General features: G+C 70.8%; 13 protein-coding genes. 9 read left to right on the top strand and 4 right to left on the bottom strand.

Annotated elements, in window-relative coordinates:
• Positions 1-76 precede the first annotated feature (76 nt).
• The gene (locus tag AB0F98_RS01065) at positions 77-412 is read left to right on the top strand and encodes a hypothetical protein (RefSeq protein ID WP_357726709.1); all 336 of its coding nucleotides are present in this window, start codon (positions 77-79) and stop codon (positions 410-412) included.
• A 268-nt stretch (positions 413-680) separates the two neighbouring features.
• The gene (locus AB0F98_RS01060) at positions 681-2,180 is read left to right on the top strand and encodes a phosphoesterase (RefSeq protein ID WP_357726706.1); all 1,500 of its coding nucleotides are present in this window, start codon (positions 681-683) and stop codon (positions 2,178-2,180) included.
• Between the two features lie 382 nt (positions 2,181-2,562).
• Here the strand turns inward: AB0F98_RS01060 and AB0F98_RS01055 are convergent, their stop codons facing one another.
• Positions 2,563-2,850 carry a DUF1905 domain-containing protein gene (locus AB0F98_RS01055; protein WP_357726703.1) on the bottom strand — a complete coding sequence of 96 codons (288 nt, stop codon included), beginning with the start codon at positions 2,848-2,850 and terminating at the stop codon, positions 2,563-2,565.
• 249 nt (positions 2,851-3,099) lie between these two features.
• Here AB0F98_RS01055 and AB0F98_RS01050 point away from each other — a divergent pair, with 249 nt between their 5' ends.
• The gene (locus tag AB0F98_RS01050) at positions 3,100-4,638 is read left to right on the top strand and encodes an FGGY-family carbohydrate kinase (RefSeq protein ID WP_357726700.1); all 1,539 of its coding nucleotides are present in this window, start codon (positions 3,100-3,102) and stop codon (positions 4,636-4,638) included.
• Positions 4,635-6,269 carry a fucose isomerase gene (locus tag AB0F98_RS01045; protein ID WP_357726697.1) on the top strand — a complete coding sequence of 545 codons (1,635 nt, stop codon included), beginning with the start codon at positions 4,635-4,637 and terminating at the stop codon, positions 6,267-6,269. Before AB0F98_RS01050 ends, AB0F98_RS01045 begins: the two co-directional genes overlap by 4 nt.
• A 183-nt stretch (positions 6,270-6,452) precedes the next feature.
• Here the strand turns inward: AB0F98_RS01045 and AB0F98_RS01040 are convergent, their stop codons facing one another.
• From AB0F98_RS01040 to AB0F98_RS01030, 3 genes are all read right to left on the bottom strand, one after another.
• Positions 6,453-7,451, bottom strand: a complete 999-nt coding sequence (locus AB0F98_RS01040) for a LacI family DNA-binding transcriptional regulator (protein ID WP_357726694.1) — start codon at positions 7,449-7,451, stop codon at positions 6,453-6,455.
• A gap of 143 nt (positions 7,452-7,594) precedes the next feature.
• Positions 7,595-11,278: a GH116 family glycosyl hydrolase gene (locus tag AB0F98_RS01035; protein WP_357726691.1), complete on the bottom strand. Its 3,684-nt coding sequence runs from the start codon at positions 11,276-11,278 to the stop codon at positions 7,595-7,597.
• A gap of 18 nt (positions 11,279-11,296) precedes the next feature.
• Positions 11,297-12,379: a GTP-binding protein gene (locus AB0F98_RS01030; protein ID WP_357726687.1), complete on the bottom strand. Its 1,083-nt coding sequence runs from the start codon at positions 12,377-12,379 to the stop codon at positions 11,297-11,299.
• Positions 12,380-12,633: 254 nt separating this feature from the next.
• Between AB0F98_RS01030 and AB0F98_RS01025 the strand changes: the two genes are divergently transcribed.
• The 5 genes from AB0F98_RS01025 to AB0F98_RS01005 all read left to right on the top strand — a co-directional run bounded on the left by AB0F98_RS01025 (position 12,634) and on the right by AB0F98_RS01005 (position 21,397).
• Positions 12,634-15,888: a DUF2961 domain-containing protein gene (locus AB0F98_RS01025; RefSeq protein ID WP_357726684.1), complete on the top strand. Its 3,255-nt coding sequence runs from the start codon at positions 12,634-12,636 to the stop codon at positions 15,886-15,888.
• A 91-nt stretch (positions 15,889-15,979) separates the two neighbouring features.
• Positions 15,980-17,518 (top strand): sugar ABC transporter ATP-binding protein, encoded by a 1,539-nt coding sequence (locus AB0F98_RS01020; protein WP_357726681.1) that lies wholly within the window; start codon positions 15,980-15,982, stop codon positions 17,516-17,518.
• The gene (locus AB0F98_RS01015; RefSeq protein ID WP_084752536.1) at positions 17,515-18,582 is read left to right on the top strand and encodes an ABC transporter permease; all 1,068 of its coding nucleotides are present in this window, start codon (positions 17,515-17,517) and stop codon (positions 18,580-18,582) included. Before AB0F98_RS01020 ends, AB0F98_RS01015 begins: the two co-directional genes overlap by 4 nt.
• A gap of 25 nt (positions 18,583-18,607) precedes the next feature.
• Complete coding sequence (locus tag AB0F98_RS01010) at positions 18,608-19,615, top strand: substrate-binding domain-containing protein (RefSeq protein ID WP_357726677.1); 1,008 nt, start codon at positions 18,608-18,610, stop codon at positions 19,613-19,615.
• Positions 19,616-19,708: 93 nt separating this feature from the next.
• On the top strand, positions 19,709-21,397 hold the full coding sequence (locus tag AB0F98_RS01005) for a family 43 glycosylhydrolase (RefSeq protein ID WP_357726674.1): 1,689 nt from the start codon (positions 19,709-19,711) through the stop codon (positions 21,395-21,397).
• The last annotated feature ends 65 nt before the right edge of the window (positions 21,398-21,462 follow it).

The raw sequence follows: 21,462 nt of genomic DNA, 5'->3' as shown, positions 1-21,462 counted from the left end.
GCATCCAGATACTTGCTCCCGCAAACAAACTGGGTGAGGATCCCAGAGTCACCCATCGATGCTCAGGAGGGTTCTTATGCGACGAAACGGAGCAAGGATCGGGGCTGCCCTGGCGGCGTCCGCCATGTTGGCCGCCGGGCTCGGCGTCGCGGCCTCGCCCGCCTCGGCGGCCGGGTCCGCGCCGTCCGGTCTCACCTTCTACACCGCCGACTTCGGCACCGAGGTGGCGCACGTCGACGCGCCGACCGGTGAGTGCGCCCCGTTGCCGGCGACCGCGGCGGGCCACGTCGGCTGGAGCGGCTTCACCGACGTCGTGCTCTACCGGACCGCCGACTGCACCGGGATCGCGACGAGCACCGGCACGCTGCGGACCTACGAGGCTGGCAAGTACCTCAGCTACCGCGCCTTCTGACGGCAGCGCCGTCGACGGGCGGGGATCGCTTCCGCCCGTCGACGGCGTCGACCGCCCGACCTGGCCTGCCTCATTCCCGTTACGCCTCCCGCCCGAGCTGACACGATCATCCACGGTGGAGTCGTGTCGGGGCTGGTCAGTCCGCCGGATTCAGGCATCTACGCGTCGCTGTTCACCGGATGCCCGAACTCTGTACAGCCGGTATTCAGAGCGCTTGCCGAGGCTGCCTGTCGACACAGGCAACTGCTGGACTGAGGAGCGCTTCGCTTTGAGCGACAAGGATCTGAAGCAGGCTGAGCAGTCGCGGATCTCGCGGCGGAAGTTGGTCAAGTACGCCGGCGTCGGCGCGACGCTGGCCGCCGCCAGCCCGGTGGTGGGTGCCACCGCCGCCTTCGCCGACGAGGAGGAGGAGCGCGGCAAGAAGCCGGGTGACGCCCGCGGCCGGGTGTGGCGGGCCGGGGACCACCACGTCCACTCCGAGTACAGCGGCGAGTTCGACACGTCGTCCAACCCGCCCACGTTCCACAAGGGCGCCGACGCGGTCTACCCGATCGTGACCAACGCCATCATGGCCAAGAACTTCGGCCTGACCTGGGCGATGTGCACCGACCACGGCGGCCCGACGCACTCCAAGGTGAACCTGGAGCAGGCCTACCCGGATCTGCTGCGTTCCCGCAAGCTGGTGCCGGAGGTGCTCCAGTTCTGGGGCATGGAGTTCGACGCCCCGTCCCTCGACCACCACACGCTGATGATCCCGCGGCACGAGGACGAGGCGAAGCAACTCTTCGAACTCGAGAGCCGGTTCGCCAAGTACGACGCCTTCCCCAGCGACCCGGGCCGCGACACCGAGGCCAAGATGATCGAGTTCCTCAAGGTCGCCCGGAACATGCCGCTCAAGCCGATCGTGATCGCTCACCACGCGTCCCGGTCCGCGCCCGGACTCGGCGTGTACGGCCAGGACACCCCCCGGGAGTTCCGCAACGGCAACAACGTCGCGCCGGACGTCTACATCGGTTTCGAGGGCGCGCCCGGACACCAGGCGGGGCCGCTCAACGGGGGCGATCGCGGCGGCTACGGCAACTACCCGACCCACGGTGGTTTCGATCAGATGACCGCCCGCGTCGGCGGCCTCTGGGACTCGCTGCTCGGTGAGGGGCGGCGCTGGTGGATCACCGCCACCTCCGACTCGCACGTGCACTGGACGCGCGGTGGCTCCGACTTCTGGCCGGGCGAGTACAGCAAGACGCACGTGCTGGCCCGGCAGGACTACGCCGACATCATGGACGGCCTGCGCAACGGCCGGATCTGGGTCGGCACCGGTGACCTGATCCGCAGCCTCGACGTCACCGCAGGCTCCCAGGGTCGCAAGGCCGAGATGGGTGAGACCATCACGCTGAGCCGCCGGAACAGGACTGACGTCGAGATCGAGATCCGGTTCCGGCCGCTGGACGGCGAAAACGCCAACGGTGACCGTCCGGAGGTCCGGCGGGTCGACCTCATCGTCGGCAACATCACCGGCCCGAGCGCCGACGTGAACGCCGACACCAACCCGACGACCAAGGTCATCGCCCGGTTCGGCCCTCGCGACTGGCGCCGGCAGGGTGCCGAGTACGTCATCCGGCACACCCTGCGCGATGTGGAGCAGGACATGTACGCCCGGGTGCGTGGCACCAGCACCGACGAGATGGAGCCGCTCGCCGACGGGCTGGAGAGCCCGTGGGACGACCTCTGGTTCTACTCGAACCCGGTCTTCGTCCGCGTCCGCTGACGCGTCCGTCGTCCTCGGCCCTGCGCGCCCGGGTTCCGTCCCGGCGCGTGGGGCCGATGGCGTTCCCGCGCAGAGAGTGTTCACCCGGCCGGCGATGGAGTCACTCAGCGCAATGCCGGCACCCGCTCCGGACACACCCCGCGGACGCTTTGCTCTGCACCCGCATACGCGCCAGTCACCGGAAGTCACAGCGTTCGGCGGGCGCGCTTAGCTGCCTGTGAAGAAGGCCCAGCTCAGCGGCGTGGTGCGTATAGGGGTGCAGAGCAAAGCGCGCGGAGCGGTGGGTGCACCGCCGCGCTCGTGGTGACGTTGCGTGTTCTGTGCGCCGTGGTCACTCCACGCATCCGGAGGACAACGACGCGGCGATCCCGGCCGGAGCGATTCAGACGTCCACGCTGAGCCGTACGCTCACCGTCTCGCCCACCTCGAGCCCCTCGGCCTTCCGCACCGAGCTACGCACCGGTACGAGGTAACTCCCGTCCTTCGGGAACAGGGAGGTGGCCCAGGTGGTCGTGCCGATGCGGGCGATGACCGGGATCATGCCCCAGCCGTAGCTCACCGCAGAGGCCGTCGCGGCCAACTCGCGGCACTCGGCGATCGGAACGGTGACGAAGTGCCAGGGTGCCGGTCCGCGCCAGAACCACATCTCGCCGGCGAATTCGAGCTCCATCACCTCAGCCTAGGCGTGCGCGACGGGAGCCCCCGGCCGCCAGGCGGCTGATCTGCCGCAGGTGACCGCCCAGGGGAATCGCGAATCGGGTTAACGATTTCTCAGCCGTCGCTGGTCATCGATGCCGTCACCGTGAACCCTCTTACCAGCGCAAACTCCGGCCAGGCCGTGGCCCGGCGGTCGAGCGCACGGAAAGCCGGCCGGTACTTCGCTCTTGATTCGGAAATCGATTGCTGAAACAGTGGCGCCATGAAGGTTGCGACCGTCATGGGCGTCGACATCGGCACCTCGAGCAGCAAGGGTGTCCTCGTCGATGCCGCCGGCCGGGTCGTCCGCTCGGCCACCCGATCGCACGAGGTGAGCCGTCCCCGGCCCGGCTGGGTCGAGATGGACGCCGACGTCTGGTGGCAGGAGTTCGTCTCGCTCAGCCGCGAGTTGCTGGCGCCCGGTGACGCGGAGGTCGTGGCCGTCGGGGTGAGCGGGATGGGCCCGTGCGTGCTGCTCACCGACGCCGCCAACGTTCCGCTGCGTCCGGCCATCCTGTACGGCGTCGACACCCGCTCCACCGCCCAGATCGCCCGCCTCAACGAACAGTTCGGCGAGGCGGAGATCCTGCGCCGGTGCGGCTCCGCGCTGTCCAGCCAGGCGGCGGGCGCGAAGATCGCCTGGGTCGCCGACAACGAACCGGAGCTCTTCGGACGGGCGCGGCGGCTCTTCATGCCCAGCTCCTGGCTCGTCGTGCGGCTCACCGACCGGTACGTGCTCGACCAGCACTCGGCGAGCCAGTGCACGCCGCTCTACGACACCGAGAGCGAGCACTGGTATGCGCCCTGGGCCGCGCAGATCGCTCCCGACCTGGTCCTGCCCCCGCTGAGCTGGCCCGGCGAGGTGGCCGGGGTCGTGACGGCACAGGCTGCGGCGGAGGCCGGCCTGCCGCCGGGTGTTCCGGTCATCACGGGCACCATCGACGCCTGGTCGGAGGCGATCAGCGTCGGGGCCCAGGGCGTCGGCGACCTGATGCTGATGTACGGGACCACGATGTTCCTGGTCCACACGGTCGCGTCCGCCCTGACGAGCCCGTCACTGTGGGGAACCGTTGGTGCCCTGCCCGGCACCCGCAACCTCGCCGGCGGCCTGGCCACCTCCGGCGCGATCACCGGATGGCTGCGCGAGCTGTTCGGCTCGCCCGACTACCCCGAACTGCTCCGGCTGGCCGAGGCCTCCGGGCCGGGCGCGAGAGGGCTGCTCATGTTGCCCTACTTCGCCGGCGAGCGGACCCCCATCCTGGATCCGGACGCGCGCGGCGTACTCGCCGGCCTCACCGTCTCGCACACGCGCGGAGACCTGTACCGAGCGGCGCTCGAGGCGACCGGCCTGGGTGTGCGCCACAACATCGAGACGATCGAGGCCGCTGGTGGCGACATCCGACGCGTCGTCGCGGTCGGCGGCGGCACCCAGGGCGGGCTCTGGACCCAGATCGTCTCGGACGTCACCGGGCGCGACCAGGTGATCCCTTCGCAGACGATCGGCGCGAGCTACGGAGCCGCCTTCCTCGCCGCGCGAACGGAGTGGGACGTCTCGATCGAAACCTGGAACCCCGTGAAGGAGATCCGGACGCCCCGGCGCGAGCTTGCCGCCGACTACGACGAGCTCTACGGGCTCTATCGCGAGCTGTACACGAGTTCCAAGCGGGTCGCGCATGCGCTCGCTGCACGTCAGGTCCGTCTTCTGGCCGCCGGTCCGCCGGTGGCCAGCGACAACCGAGGCACCGAAGGAGTCGCCCCATGACCAGTTACCAGCTGCCCCAGTTGGCCGACCCACCGTCGGCCGCGCCCGGCACCGTCTACACAGTGGCCAGCGGCGATCTCCGGCCCAGCGCCAACATCACCTGCTGGCCCACCCAGCAGCAACTGGAGACCGACCTCGCGACCGCGGTCAACGCGCTCGGCTGGAAGGTGGAGCGCGGCCACGCGTTCGACGCGGCCAAGGGCCACGGTTTCATCGACAGCCAGCGGGCCGGTATCGAGGTCTTCAAGCGGCTTCCCGTGGACGCGCCGCTCATCGTGGTCGAGGCGGTCTGGCAGTACAGCCACCACGTGCTCGCCGGCCTGCGCAGCCACCGGGGTCCCATCCTCATCGTCGCCAACTGGAGCGGTGAGTTCCCCGGGCTCGTCGGCCTGCTCAACCTCACGGCGAGCCTCACCAAGGCGGGGGTGAAGCACTCCGCGCTGTGGAGCAAGGACTTCACCGACGAGTGGGCGGTCGAGGGGCTGCGGACCTGGCTGGAGACCGGCGAGCTGCGCCACGACACCAGCCACGTGCGGGATCTGCCGACCCTTGCCGACGATGCCGAGGTCGAGCTCGGCCGCGCCCTGGCCACCCAGCTGGCCAGGGAGAAGGCGATCATCGGCGTCTTCGACGAGGGTTGCATGGGCATGTACAACGCGATCTTCGACGACGAGCTGATCAACCCGCTCGGCATCTACAAGGAGCGGCTGTCCCAGAGCGCGCTCGTCGCGGAGATGGCACGGGTGTCGGACGAGGAGGCCCACGCGGTCCGCCGCTGGCTGGACGAGGCCGGGATGACCTTCCACACCGGCACGGACGAGGCCACCGAGCTCACCGACGCCCAGCTCACGAGCCAGTTCAAGATGTACATCGCGGCGCTGCGCATCTCCGACGACTTCGGCCTGGACGCCGTCGGTATCCAGTACCAGCAGGGCCTGAAGGACACCGTCCCGGCCAGCGACCTCGCCGAGGGCCTGCTGAACAACGTGCAGCGGCCGCCGGTGCTCAGCCGCGACGGCAGCCGTGAGCTGTACGCGGGCGCGCCCCTGCCGCACTTCAACGAGGTCGACGAGGGTGTGGCCGTCGACTCCCTGGTCACCAACCGCATCTGGACCGCCATGGGCCTCGACCCGGCGACGACCCTGCACGACATCCGTTGGGGGGAGCGGTACGGCGAGGACTTCGTCTGGGTGTTCGAGATCTCCGGCTCGGTGCCCGCCTCGCACAACGGCGGGTACGACAAGTCGTACAGCATGCGGCAGCCGCCGATGTTCTTCCCGCTGGGTGGCGGCACGTTGAGTGGCGTCTCCAAGCCGGGCGAGATCGTCTGGTCGCGGGTGTTCATCATGGACGGCGCGCTGCACGTCGACCTGGGTCGGGGGACCGTCGTCGAGCTTCCCGAGGAGGAGACCCGGCGCCGCCTGGAGGCCACCAACCCGCAGTGGCCGATCATGCACGCCGTCCTGCACGGGGTGGGCCGTGACCAGTTGATGGCCCGGCACAAGGCCAACCACGTCAACGTCGCGTACGCGCCGGACCGGGAGACCGCCGACCGGGCGCTGCGGGTGAAGGCCGCCATGTTCGCCGAGCTGGGCCTCCACGTACACCTCTGCGGTGAGGTCGCTCTCTAGTCCCACGTGCCGGTGCGCCCCGGGTCGGTCCGACCCGGGGCGCACCCTACTGCCGCCGCCGGTGTCGGCGGCCGGCGATGCCGGGCGGGCGGCCTGACCTGACGGGGGCAGGCTGCCCGCCCTTCAGCCGACGGCACGCCGCAACTGCGGCAGGGCCAAGCGGCGAACGCGTCGCCGTCCCGGTCAGCGCGGGCGGGTGGAACTCTCCCGCACCTGGAGGCCCGTGCTGAGGGTGACGGTCGACGGCGGTCGGGTCGGGTTGGCGATCCGTTCCGTGAGCAGCACCGCGGCCGCCCGGCCGAGGTCGTACGTCGGCTGGGAGACGGTGCTCAGCGAGGGTCTGACCAGGTGGGCCCAGGGAATGTCGTCGAACCCGATCACACCGAACGCCGCCGGCACCTGCACCCCGCGGTCGACGAGGCACTCGACGGCGCCGACGGTCATCAGGTTGTTGGTCGCGAAGACGCTGTCGGGTGGGTTGTCGCTGTCGAGCAGCGAGGCCATGGCCCGGTAACCGCCCTCCTCGCGGAAGTCCGCGTACCGCACCAGGCTGTCGCTCGCCTCGTGGCCGGCTGCCCGGAGGGCGCGCTGGTAACCGCGGAGCCGCTGGGCGGCGGTGGAGATGCGGCGCGGGCCGGTGATGCAGGCGACCCGCTGGTAGCCGTTGTCGAGCAGGTGGGTGGTGGCCATCTCCGCCCCCTGCAGGTTGTCGACGAGCACCGTGTCGATGGTGACGCCGCGCAGCTGGCGGTCGATCGCGACGACCGGGATGCGCGCCTCGACCAGCCGGTTGATGGCGGTCGACCGGCCCGACGTGGAGATGATGACACCGGCCATCCGCTCGGCCAGGGCGGCGGCGATGTACCGGGACTCCTTCTCCGGGTCCTCGTCGCTGTTGCACAGGACGACCGAGTAGCCGGTGCCCTGCGCGACGTCCTCCACCCCGCGCACCATCGAGGTGAAGAACGGGTTCCCGATGTCGGAAATGATGACCGCCCAGAGGCTGGTCTGGCTCAGACGCAGGTTACGGGCGACGGCGTTGGGACGGTAGTCGAGGTCCCGCATCGCCTGGTGCACCCGCGCAGCCATGGCTGGATCGACCGTGGTACGTCCGTTCAGCACCCGCGACACCGTCGCGGGCGAGACCTGAGCCTGCCGTGCCACGTCATAGATCGTCGCCATTCGCCTCCATCCGGTCGACTCCTACGATGATGTGAACTCTCACGCGGGCACCCGGCCCGCTGCGGTGACGGGACCCGGCATCCTACGGGTGGGTAATGACGGAATCGTCACGGCCTTCCGGCCGGTGCCGGGGCCCGCCACGGTCAACCATTGGCTGTGACCTGCAGGGCGTCACCCCGGCCCACCACGACCTCGGAGCTCAAGGTAACGAGAATACGCCCGTCCCGGTACGACCAGTCACCGATCGGCAGCGCACGGTTGCCCAGGCGCACGGTCACCTTGGCCGGATGGTGCGGCGCCGCCAGTGCGACGCTGCTCACCCGGAGACGGCCGTATCGGACCTCGATCGTGCCGGCGAGGTGCCGGCCATGCCGCTCCTGTCGGAAGAGTCCCCATCCTTCGGCGGCGGTGAACGCCGCGGCGAATCGCTCCGGGCTCATCCGTGGTGCGAAGCCGATGTGGCCCCGGGGCCCGTGGTACTCGAAGCCGCACGCCGCGAGGTAGACGCCGTGGCTGGCCATCGCCCGCGCGTAGTGGTCGCCGCATTCGATCTCGTTGTACGGGTTGCGTTTCCCGGCCGCGTACCGCTCGTGCACCGCCCGGGTGAGCGTCAGCCCCTCCTCGACCAGGCCCTCCTGGAGCATGTGCGCTGCGACCTGGTACTCCTGCCCGGTCCACACCTCGTTGAAGTACATCGCGGCCCAGCTCGCCGGGTTCCCCGCCGCGGTGTCGTCGCCACCGTGCGGCCAACTGGTCATCAACATCCCCCACTCGTGGTCCATGGCGAACCAACGACCGCCGGGGATCGCGCTGCCTTCGCGGTAGGCGACCTGGTCGGGGGTGAAGTTGTACCGGTACAGGCTGCTCAGGGCGCTGACCGCCTGCTCCTTCGACACCACCCGCGGCAACCCGAGCTGACCGGCGAGGCTCTGCCCGACGAGTTGGTCGATGTGGCAGCCGCGATTGCTGTTGATCACGTCGGCGTGCGCCGGGTCCGTCTTCTGGATGAAGTATTCGCCGTTGAACAGTTCGGTGGACAGGTGCCGGCTGCCCGACTCGGCCAGGGCCCGGCACCGGGTGGCGAACTCGTTCTGGCCGATCTCCTCGGCCATGGCCGCGCCGGCCAGCAGCGCCGCCACGTACATGCCGGTGATCCAGGCGATCTCGCCGTACCAGACGGTGTCGAGAGTGTTCGGCTGCGCGCCGTCGAGCGTGCCGTCGGGTCCGGCGTCATGCTCCATGACCCATTCCAGGGCGCGCCGCAGGCGCGGCCAGTTCGTCCGCAGGAACGTGTCGTCCGGCGCGGTCAGGTGTTCCCGGTAGCAGCGGAGGATCGTGCCGCACTGCCCGTCGGTCGCCCAGCCCATGTCGGCCTCCGCGCGGTTGCCGATCTGGCCGGTGTCGGGATGGAACCCGATGCCGAGGTCCACCCTGCTTCGGGTGTCGCGCTCCAGCTGGGGAAAGAGCCGGGCGATCGATTGGGCGTAGTTCCACACGTGCTCGCAGGTGCCCGGGCAGCAGTACACCCCCTCCCAGCCGTAGAACCGTCCGTCGTCGAAGAGGTAACAGGTGCTCGTGGCGAGCGTGGACGCGGGAGCGAGGGTGCGTTCCAGCAACCAGTGCGGCAGGGTGGCATCGGTGTACCAGGTCTTGACCCAGGTCCGAGTGTCGCCCTCCAGCCGGTCGAGGTTGCCGGCGACGTGCTCCACCACGGCGCGGGCATCGGCGAAGCGGGTCGCGTACTGCCGCCGCAGGGTGTCCGAGCCGTGCAGGAAACCGAGCGAGACCCGGTCGGGCACCCCGAAGTGCCAGCCCAGCACGAATCGGACGGTCCGCCGCTGACCCGGCGCCAGCCGGACGGGTACGGCCACCGACCCGGCCTGGCCGGCGAGGGAGCCGTCCACCTGCGTCGGACCGTCCTCCCCGTCGAACACCTGGTCCGGGTCGGCCCACCGGGCCAGCGACGGCCGTACCTGCGCCCGTGCGTCCAGCGCGGCGAGCACCAACGTGCCGTTGTCCGGCACCTGGTCCAGCGGTCGGCTGTCGCTCGACACGTCGGTGAACACGATGCGGTCGACGTTGACGTGGCCCCAGCCGCCGGTGTCCGTGTCCACGATCTCGATGACCGCGGTGCGGCCCTGGTAGGCGGATACGTTCAACGTCGTCGGGCTCATCGGTTCCACGTCGCGTCCGGCGGCGCTCGCCACCACCGTTCCGTCGATCAGCAGGTTCACGCACGTCTGACCACGGTGGCTGCCACCGCCCACGGCGACGTTGACGTACCGGCGTTCGACCGTGAACGGTCGGCTGGTGAGCTTGCCGGTCGCGGCGTCGGCCCGGACGGTGTCACCGTCGGTGCCACGGAAGTCGTGGGACGTCACGAACCGCTGTCCGGTGGCCCCGAGGTCGCCGAATCGCTTCATGTAGTCCGGCACCTCGGCGACCGGCACAGGGCCGGCGCCGAACGCGGTGCCCTCGACGGTCCAGCCCTCGTAGTCGTCCCGCTCCCAGTCCTCGAACACGACGTCCGGGCGTGGCGCGGTGTCGGTGAACACGATCCGGTCGCAGTTGATGTGACCCCATGCCCCGTCGTGGGCGTCGACGATCTCGATGACGCCGGTCTTTCCCTGGTGAGCGGTGACGTCCAGGAACACGGTGTGCATCGACTCGGCGTCGCGGCCGGTCGTCGTGGCCACCACGACGCCGTCGACCAGCACATTCACGCACGTCTGACCCGTGTGGTCGCCGCCGCCGACGGACAGCCGGATCGACCGTCGATCGATGGTGAAGGGGGCACTGGTGAGCCGGCCGGTCGGGCTGTCGGCCCGGCCTATGTCGCCGTCGGCGCCGCGGAAGTCGTGCGAGGTGACGAATCTCTGCCCGGTGACGTTGAGCGGCCCGCCCTGCTTCATGTAGCCGGGCACCTCGGAGACCAGCACGGGGCCGACGCCGAACGCGGTGCCGTCGACGGTCCAGCCGTCGTAGTCGTCCCGCTCCCAGTCCTCGAAGAGGATGTCGGGCCGGCCGTCCGTCGCCTCCGGTTCGGTGGCCGAGAACTGGACGCCGCGCAGGGATCCGCCGCCGATCGCCGCCGACCGCAGGGTGATCGCGCGTTGGGTCCGGGCATCGAGACACGCCGGATTCTCCAGGTAGCCCAGCAGAGTGGCGTCCACCGGGCTGTCGGACGTGTTCTGCAACGTGTACACCAGGACGGTCGCCGGCAGGGTCGAGTCGGTCACTGACAGCGGCACGAACGGGGAGAACGCCTCCAGGGTCACCTCGACCGGGGCGTCCTCGTCGCGATAGCGCACCCGGCCGATCGGGTACTGCCCGGTGAAGCGCACCTGGCCGAAGCCGGTGGCGTCCAGCGGGCGGGTCTGGACGTGCCCCCGTGACCGGGTCCGGAGTGCGAACCCGTGCCGGATGGGCGAGCTGGGCTGTCGCGGGTTCGCGTACCCGGAGTCGGTGGTGCCGGCCGCGGGGCGGTTGAGGATGTCCCAGTACCAGAGCCTTCCGTCGCCGCCGAGATACAACTGGCCCGCGGCACCCCCGCCAACCGGCATACCGAGCCACCGAAGGTCTGAGCCCTCGTAGCTGGTGGGTTCGCCGCGGCGGTGCAGGTCGGCGGACCAACCCTCAGGCAGCGCCTTGTCGAGCGGTACGCCGATCAGCTGCTCCTCGGCGACGCCCAGGGCGACTGCGGCTTCCGCTCGGCTGCCGGCCAGTACGGTGCCGACGGCGGCGCCGAGCGAGAGGGTGAGGAAACGGCGGCGGTTCGGGCTGCAGGAGTTGTCGGGACAGCACTCGTCGTACGGCTGGTCAGCCATGTGTGGCTCCTGACGTCGTCATGCGGAGGCGGCGGGAAGGCGGTGGACGGGTCGGGGATAGGAGGGGGCGAACGCGCGGGCCGGGCCCGGCCGGGCGGCGGCTCCTACGGTCACGTCGGCGTCGAGTGCGGCGGCGCGGAGCAGCGACTCGAGGTCCCGGGGTGGGCAGGCGGCGCGGATGTTGAAGAGGACGGTGGCGTGCGCCACCGACGGATCCTCGGAACCGGTGGGTTCGTGGCGCGGGGGTTCACCCGCGGCAACGACGCTCATCCGGATCAGTCCGGCGGGCGACTGGACGGCAAGCTTGGCGTGACCGATGATGTGGCCCCGCCGCGCGCAGGCCGCGGAGAGCGAGTCGAGCGCGACGTGCGCCCATCGTCGGGCGGGAAACCCGTCGGCGGCGGAGACCTGCCAGGTCTGGTTGAGCCAGCCCAGTTGGGCCTCCGCGGCGGCGTACCGGTCGTAGTCCACGTCCAGGTCGACGGCGGGGCTGCTCGGCCGGCTGCCGGTCCAGCGCGAGACGAGTTCCTCGACGTTCGCCCCGGTACTCGCGCTGTACGCCAGGACGCCGGCGGTGGGGTGCCGCCCGTGGATCCGGTCGAGCAGCGCGTCGAGTTCCGCCCGCGACAGGGTGTCCGCCTTGTTGACCGCGATGACGTCGGCCTCGGCGAGTTGACGGTCGAAGAGGTAGCCGAGGTCCCCGGTGAGGGTGTCGAGGCGTGCCGGGTCGACGACGGTCGTCAAGGGGGCGATCGTGAGCCGCTCGTGGTAGCGGGCCCGCAAAGGTCTGATAACGGTCGCTTGGAGGTCGGTGCAGCTGCCGACGGCCTCGGTCAGAATGGTGTCCGCCCGATCACCGTCGAGCAGCTCCGTCACGAGGTCGGCGAGGTCATCGAAACGGCAGCAGAAGCATCCTCCGGTCACCTCACCGACGTCGGGTACCACCGCCTCGGCCAGCCGGGTGTCGACCAGGTCGCCGCCCTGGTCGTTCGTGATGACAGCGACGTGGTGGCCGCGCCGGCCGAGCAGGCGCCCGGCAGTCAGCATTGTGGTGGTCTTGCCGGCACCGAGAAATCCAGTGAGGACGACGAGTCGGGGCACGGGGGACCTCCCAGCCTGCCGCGGAGCTGCGACGTGTGCTCGCGAACGGAGAAATCGTTTGCTCAGTTCTGATCGAGGACCATAGAAGCGACCGGCATGGCTGTCAACGCCGGGGGTCCGTCGACCTGGTATTTGACCGATGAGGATTGACCGTCGCCCGGAGGCTGCTTAACCTGATCGCAACTGCGGTGAGAAATCGATTCCTTGTCTACCGCACCCAGGACCGCCCTACCCACCGATGTGGAAGGCGACTCATGACACCCACCACCCGCACACCACGAACCCCTGCCCGGCGGCTGCTCCGCGCCGCCGCTGCGGCGACCCTCATCGCCGGCTCCGCCGTCGTCGGTCTCGCCGGACCGGCCGCGGCCGCGCCCGGCCCGGCCCCCGACGGACCCGTCGGCTGGGACGTCTACCGGCAGCTCGACCGGCTCCCGAACCTCACCGACGGGGCCCGCGCCTACCAGTTCTCCAGCTTCGACCGCAGCGGCGGCAACGACGACGGATTCTCTGGCCAGTACTCCTGCCTGCGTACCACGGGGGAGGGCTGCGTCATCGCCGAGGCCGCCGGCGCCGGCGAGATCGACTCGATCTGGTTCACCCGGGACGAGGGCAACGTCTCCGCCACCGGCAAGATCAAGGTCGTCCTCGACGGCCGCACCGTGCTCGACGCGAACATCCAGGACGTCGTGGACGGCAAGCTCGGTGCACCCTTCGTCTATCCCGTCGTCGCGAACGCCGCGCAGAGCTCCGGAGGCGTCTACATCAAGGCGCCGATGACGTACCGCAGTTCGATGGTGGTCACCACCGAGAAGAACCCGATCTTCTACCACGTCTCCTACCGCAAGTTCACCAGCGCCGAGGGGGTACGCACCTTCGACCCGGCCGACCGGGCCCTCGACGTCATCGAACAGCTCAAGGCGGCCGGTACCCGCGATCCGAAGCGTGCGGAGCCGGGCGCGAAGACGGTCGAGCATGAGTTCTCGGTGCCGGCCGGCGGCCGCGCGACGCTCGCCAGCGGCAACGGTCCCGGCGCGGTCACCGGCCTCACGCTGCGGATCCCGCAGCTCGTCGGGGCGCCCCAGCCGATCGCCGACGACGGCCGTGCCTTCGGCGCCGGCGGCGGCAGCCAGTTCACCGTCGCCGTCGACCCGGCCAACACCGGCGTACGGCTCACCCGCCGGTTCGACCCGCACGTCGGTAACCAGCGGGCGCGGATCCTGGTCGACGGGGTGGCGGTCGGCGAGTGGCCGGCCAACGAGCCGGTGCCCTTCGGCACCTGGCGGGACCAGACCGTCGAGCTGCCCGCGAGCGCCACGGCCGGCAAGTCGAAGATCACCATCGGCAACGAGTTCGTCTCGTCCGACCTGGACATCAACGAGTTCACCTACTGGGTCGACAGCGTCGTGTCGGGCACGCCCCAGCGCACCGACACGGTGGACCTCGGCCCGGCCCACGCCGACGTCGAGACCGCACACGACTACAAGATCACCGCGCAGAGCTGGCAGGGCAGCAACACCCTGTCCTACCCGGCGGACGCCGAGCGCAAGGCGGCCGTCGCCGCCTCCGACGCGGTGCTGCGCCAGACCCGGCTGCGGATCACGTTCGACGGGAAGACCACCGTCGACGCGCCGCTCGGCGAGTTCTTCGGCACCGGCCTCGGGCTGCACGAGGTCCGGTCGCTGATGTTCGGCGTCGACCCGGAGACCGCCACCCTCTCGGCCTGGTGGCCGATGCCCTACCGGTCGCGCTACACCGTCGAGCTGCGCAACGGCTCGACCGAGCCGATCGAGTCGTCGACCGCCACGGTGACCACCGCCCGGTCGGCCAAGTGGGCGGCCGGACTGCGCCCCACCGGCGACGCCGGCTACTTCCGGGCCACGGCGACGAGCGCCGACACCGTCCCCGGCGCCGACCACCTCTTCCTCGACGTCGCCGGGCGCGGGAAGTTCGTGGGCGTCACGCAGACGATGGAGGGGCACATCCCCGCCGGCAACCAGCGCAACTACCTGGAGGGCGACGAGCGGGTCTACGTGGACGGCGCGCAGAGCCCGAGCATCCACGGCACCGGTACCGAGGACTTCTACGAGAGCGGCTGGTACTTCAACCACGGCACGTTCTCCGCGCCCATGAACGGTAACCCGGCCCACGAGATCGCCGACTACGGCTGCCAGTACGACTGCACCGGCGCGTTCCGGCTCATGCTGGCCGAGTCGGTGTCGTTCTCGACCGGCCTGCGGTTCGGCATCGAGCACGGCCCGGGCGACCAGGATCCGGCCCGGTACGGCTCCACCGCGTACTGGTACGGCCAGGACACCGTCGGACAGCGGTGGACGGACACCGTCGACGTCGGCGACGCGGCGAGCGAGTCCGCCCACGGGTACGCCGGCGGCGGCACGCCGGCGGCGCTCACCGCGACCTTCGAGGGCGACGACGGTACGCCTCGCCCGGTCACCGACGACACCCGTGCCTCCACCACGCCGATCCAGTTCCGGGTGTCCCTCGACCCCGACAACACCGGCGCGGTCCTGCGCCGGCTCGCCGACCAGTCCGCCGGGTACCAGTCGGTGGCCGTCCGGGTCGACGGGCGGGATGCGGGCGTCTGGTCCCAGCCGCTGGCCAACAAGTCCCACCGCTGGCTCGACGACGAGTACCGCCTGCCGGCCGCACTCACCGCCGGCAAGTCGAAGGTGACGGTCACCCTGACCCCCACCGAGAACGCGCCGGCGTGGTCCGCGGCCCGGTACGCGGCGCTCAGCCTGGTCGACCCGTTCACCGACCACACCCGGCCGGGCGCGGTCGAGGAACTCACCGCCACCAGCGGCATCACCAACGCCGTGACGTTGACCTGGCAGCAGGCGGCGGACGACGTGTACGCGCCGGGCTACGAGGTCTTCGCCTCCCGCGAGGCGGGCTTCGAGCCCGGACCGGACAACCGGATCGGCACCACGACCCGGCCCAGCTTCGAACACCGCGGGCTGGGCCTGCACGAGACCTGGTACTACCGGGTGCGCGCGGTCGACGCGGCGGGCAACGCCGGGCCGTACTCGACCACCGACTCGGCCCGCACCGGCGACACCCTGCGCATCGAGGGCGAGTCGACGCTGCCGGCGGTGACCGCCGAGGGGCCGGCCGAGGTGCAGGGCGACTGCTGCGGCGTGCACTGGTCGCAGAGCGCTCAGCTGTGGTTCCGGCCGGACGCGCCGAACCGGAGCGTCACCGTGGCGTTCACGGTCCCGACGACCGGCACGTACCAGCTGCGCCTGGTGCAGACGCTGGCCCGGGACTACGGCATCAACACGGTGGCGATCGACGGGACGCAGGTCGGTGCGGCGTTCGACGCGTACCACTCGCCCGAGGTGGTGGTCAGCGACCCGATCGACTACGGCCAGCGGGACCTGACGGCAGGTCGGCACACGCTCACCCTCACGGTGACCGGTAAGGCCGCCGCGTCGACCGGATACCTCGCCGGACTCGACTACGTCGAGGCGCAGCTGACCTCGTCGTGACCGTCGGCGGAGTCGCCGGGTCCGCGTCGCGCGGGCCCGGCGGCTCCGGCTCCACCGCAGCAGATCCCGCAGACGACCCACGAGGTGCCGTATGACAGAACGACCGCTGGTCCGGATGACCGGCATCGGCAAGCGGTTCGGCGGTGTCCAGGCCTGCCGCGACATCGACCTCACCATCAGCGCCGGTGAGGTGCACGCGCTGCTCGGCGAGAACGGCGCCGGCAAGTCGACCTTGATCAACATCCTGTCCGGGGTCATCACTGACTACGACGGCACCATCGAGGTCGACGGCCGGCCGGTGAGCTTCGCCGGACCGGTCGACGCCCAGCGCGCCGGAATCGCCACGATCCACCAGGAACTGGATCTCGTGGCCGGCCTCTCCATCGCGGAGAACATGTTCCTGGGGCGAGAGCCACGTACGCGGCTGGGCGCCGTCGACATCAGGCGGATGCGCCGGCAGGCGGCGGACCACCTGCGCACCCTCGGCGCCGACCTGGACCCCCGCCGCCTCGTGGGGTCACTACGCGTCGGCGAGCAGCAGCTGGTCGAGATCGGGCGGGCGCTGTCGCTCGACGCCCGGGTGCTGATCATGGACGAGCCGACCGCGGCGCTCGCGGACGCGGAGGTCGAGCGGCTCTTCGAGACGATCGCGGGGCTGCGCCGCGCCGGCGTCGGCATCGTCTACATCTCCCACCGGATGGCGGAGCTCGAGGTCATCGCGGACCGGGCGACCGTGCTGCGCAACGGCAGGCTGGCCGGCACCGTCGACCCGAAGACCGCCTCCCGCGACGAGATCATCCAGCTGATGGTCGGACGGTCGGTCGACGCGTTGTTCGGCGAGGGCCGCAACGAGCCGGGGGAGGTGCTGCTCGACGTACGCGGCTTCGCCGTGACGCCGCGCCGGCCGACCCCGGGCCGGACCGAGCCGGCCGGAGTGGACCTCACCGTGCGCTCCGGGGAGATCGTCGGCCTCGCCGGGCTGATGGGCGCCGGCCGCACCGAGCTGCTCGAGACGCTCTTCGGCGCGGGCGGCTCCGGCCGACGCACCGGCGAGGTGGCGATAGACGGCCGCCCGTACCACCCGCACGGCCCCCGGGCCGCGCTCGCCCGCGGGGTCGCGTTCGTGCCCGAGGACCGGCGGGGCGCGGGACTGATGCTGGAGCACTCGGTGGCGGAGAATGTCGTGCTCTCCGCGCTGTCGTCACTGACGACCCTCGGTGTGGTACGCCGCCAGGCAGTGCGGCGGACCGTTGCCGAGCAGCTCACCGCCCTCGCGGTGAAGGCGGCCTCGCCGGCCGTCGCCGCCGCCACGCTCTCCGGCGGCAACCAGCAGAAGATCGTCTTCGCCAAGCAACTGCTCACCCGGCCGCGGCTGCTCCTGCTCGACGAGCCGACCAGAGGCGTCGACATCGGGGCCAAGGCGGAGATCTACCGGCTGCTGCACCGACTGGCCGACACCGGCATGGCGATCCTGCTCGCCTCGTCCGAGCTGCCGGAGCTGCTCAGCCTCTGTGACCGGGTGGTCGTCCTGCACCGCGGCCGCACCGTCGCCACCCTGCCCCGGGCGTCCGCCACCCAACAAGCGATCCTCGCCGCGGCCAACGGCGACGATGCCAAGGAGACCCGATGAACCCGCCCAACCCCACCGCCGTCGAGGAAGCGCCGGCCGAGACACCGCCACCCCGCCGGCCGTCGCTGCGGCTGCCGAGGGACCGGCACGCGCTCGTCGACAACTTCTTCCGGTTCCAGAGTCTGTTCGGCCTGGTCGCCGTCTTCCTGATCGCGATCGCGGTGTCGCCCGTCCGCAACGGCGAGAACATCTTCCTCAGCTCCGGCAACCTGGCCAACATCGTCCGGGCGGTCTCGGAGATCGGCATCATCGCGGTCGGCATGACGTTCGTCATCCTGATCGGGGGCATCGACCTCTCCGTCGGCGCGGTGCTCGGCCTCGCCGCGGTCGGCTCGGCCACCCTCATGGTCGACAGTGGACTGGGCATCCTCCCGACGGTGCTGATCGTGCTGTTGATCGGCACCGCCTTCGGCGCCACCCAGGGGGCGATCGTCGCCCGCATCGGCATCCAGTCGTTCATCGTCACGCTCGCCGGGCTCCAAGCGGCCCGGGGCATCGCCCGGATGTGGTCCGGCGGGCTCGGCATCCCGATCGCGTACGGGGACGGGCCACAGGAGGCCCCGGAGGCGTTCTCGCTGCTGAGCGGGTCGATCAACGGTGTGCTGCCGGTGCCGGCCGTGCTGTTCATCGCCATCGGGATCGGCGCGCTCCTGCTGCTGCGCACCACCGCCTTCGCCCGCCACGTGTACGCCATCGGCGGCAACGAGAAGGCGGCCCGCCTCTCCGGCGTCCCCGTACGCCGGGTGCGGATCGCCGTGTTCGCCATCTCCGGCCTGCTCGCCGCGCTGGCCGGGATCATCCACGCCGGGCAGCTCAACCAGGGCAGCCCGAACGACGGCTCCGGCTACGAGCTCGACGCGATCGCGGCCGTGGTCATCGGCGGGACGAGCCTCGCCGGTGGCAGTGGATCCATGGGCGGCACCATCGCCGGTGCGCTGCTGCTCGGGATCCTCAACAACATCCTCGCCTTGAACAACATCGACGCGAACGTGCAGCTGGTCGTCAAGGGACTGGTCATCGTGGCCGCCGCCGCGCTGCAGAAGCTCCGCCCCCGCATCTCCTGACCCCCACCACCAACCGGAGGTAACAATGCGCTACGCCCGAAGAGCGGTCGCCGTCCTCGCGCTGACCGTCCTCGCCACCACCACGGCCTGCAGCGTCGAGAAGGCCGGCGACGGCAACGGCGGCACGGACGCCGCGGCCCAGTGCGGCAGCGGCAAGGACTTCCTGATCGGCATGTCGCAGGCGAACAACGCCGAGCCGTACCGGCAGGTCATGAACGACGACATCACCAACGCGGCGAAGGACGTGCCCGGCTTCAAGGTGGTCGTCTCGGACGCCGCCCAGGACAACAGCAAGCAGGTCGCCGACGTGGAGAACTTCATCTCCCAGGGCATCAACCTGCTGATCATCTCGCCCAACGAGGCGAAGCCGCTCACCGCGGTGGTCAAGAAGGCGTACGACCAGGGGATCCCGGTGATCGTGCTGGACCGCAAGGTCGAGGGCGACGCGTACACCGCGTTCATCGGCGGTGACAACGTGGCCATCGGTAAGGCCGCGGGCGAGTACTACGCGAAGACGCTCCTGCCGCAGGGCGGCAAGGTCGTGGAGATCTCCGGCCTGCCCGGCTCCACCCCGGCGGCCGAGCGTGCCCAGGGCTTCCGGGAGGGCATCGCCGGCAACCCGAAGATCGAGATCGTGGCCACCCAGACGGCCGAGTGGCTGCGGGAGAAGGGGCAGAGCGTCATGGACGCGATGCTCAAGGCCCACCCCGACATCGACGCGGTCTACTCGCACAACGACCCGATGGCGGAGGGCGCGTACCTGGCGGCGAAGGCGGCCGGCAAGGAGAGCGCCATCAAGTTCACCGGGATCGACGCCCTGCCCGTGCCGTCCGGCGGCATCAAGGCCGTCGAGCAGGGCCGGTTGCAGGCGACGTTCCAGTACCCGACCGGTGGGCGCGAGGCGATCGACATGGCCAAGAAGATCCTCGTCGACTGCCAGAAGGACGTGCCGAAGACGACCACGCTCGGCACGACGCAGATCACCAAGGAGAACGCCGCCCAGGTCTACACCGAGCTCGGCGGCAAGCAGTAGCGCCCGGGGTGGGTCCGCCGCCGGTCGCGGCGGCGGACCCACCCGCTCCCACCGCACCCCCGGAACGCCCATCCATCCGTGTGGAGGAATGCGATGCCCCGCCCACCTTCCCGTGCCGGCCGGATCTCGGCGCTGCTCGCCCTCGCCGTGGGGCTGGTCGTGGCCCCGGTCCCGGCCCGCGCCGCCGGCCCCGCCGGAGTCGACAACCAGCCGTACGAGAACCGGTCCACCGAGGTGACCGCCGGTGAGTTCGTGAACGTCTACGACCCGAGCGTCGGCGAGAACGAGCCCTGGTACTACAACGACCACACCATGGTGCGGGACCGCACGACGGGCCTGTGGCACGTCTTCGCGATCACGCACGCCGAGCCGGCCAACCCGCTGGACGAGAAGTTCTTCGGGCACGCCACGGCGCCGTCGCCGCGCGGCCCCTGGACGAAGCAGCCGTTCGCCCTGGAGGCCGACCCGAGCGCGGGGGAGACCCACATCTGGGCCCCGTACGTGCTGTTCCACGGTGGCACCTACTACATGTTCTATGCCGGCGGCACCCCGGATCATGAGGCGTACCGGATGCACCTGGCCACCTCCAAGGACCTGACGCACTGGACCCGGAGCTCGGCGAACCCGCTCTTCACCGACGGCTTCGACGGGCGGGATCCGATGGTCACCCGGGTCGGCGACCAGTGGGTGATGTACTACACGGCCAACAGCACCCCCGCCGGTGGTCACCACATCGTCGCCTACCGCACGAGCCGGGATCTCCTGCACTGGAGTGACCGGCAGACGGCCTTCGAGCACCCGGCCACCGGCACCTTCGGTGGGCCGACCGAGTCGCCGTTCGTGGTGCGCCAGGGTGGTTCCTGGTACCTCTTCGTCTGCTGCGAGAGCGGCTACCAGGACACCCGGGTCTACCGCAGCTCGGACCCGTTGCACTTCACCGTCGACCAGTTGGTCGGCCGGATCAACGCGCACGCCGCCGAGGTGGTCAAGGACGACACGGGCGGCGGCCAGTGGTACGTCACCGGCGCCGGCTGGGGGCAGGGCGGCCTCTGGCTCGCGCCGCTCGACTGGCGTACTCCGGTGGTGACGAAGGGGCAGGTCGTCAGCACGCCGTACTACCGGGCGGTCGTGCAGACCGCACCGCAGGCGCGGTTGGTCTCGTACGCCGCCGACCCGGCCGGGCGCGGCGAGTACCGGACGGTGACGGACTCGTCGTTCCGCTCCACGGCGCCGTACCTCGCGGTCGGAACCTTCGGGCCGACCGACACGGCGGGTGCGGCGGCGGGCGTGACCGTGTCGGCCGACGGCACCGACCTGAATCTCACCGGCATCCCGCTCGGTGACGAGCCGGTGACCGTCGACTGGCGGTTCCGGTTCGCGCCGAGCACCGTGGACGTGGGCTTCCGGTGGCACGTGACGGGCCCGACCACGGCCCCGGTCTGGGAGGCCGCGTGGAACCTGGACTCCAGCCTGCCCCGGCTCGGGGACCCCGCGGGCGCGGACCGCGACGGCGACGCCGCGGGCTTCTCCCCGTGGACGCTCGCCACCGATGAGTCGACCACCCTGGTGGCCGCCTACCGGGCCGGATCGGCCTGGAGCGAGGACAACCGCTGGTTCAACCGCGCGGGCGGTTCCATCGCGTGGCAGCCCCTGTGGCAGCCGGGCGGCCGGTCGTTGCCCGTCGGGGATCTCGCCGGCGGGACCTGGCGCATCGGCGTGAGCGGTGCCCCGGCGGACACCGCGTTCGCCGACGCCCTGGCCGCGTCACTCAACGCCGCCTGATCCGATCACCGGTGCCGGCCACCCACGGGTGGCCGGCACCGGCGTGTCCGATGTCGTCCCGGCCG

It is taken from the genome of Micromonospora sp. NPDC023737 (assembly GCF_040639715.1).
Lineage (GTDB): Bacteria > Actinomycetota > Actinomycetes > Mycobacteriales > Micromonosporaceae > Micromonospora.
The sequence above is the reverse complement of the archived record's forward strand: the minus strand, read 5'-3'. Positions and strand labels throughout refer to the sequence as shown.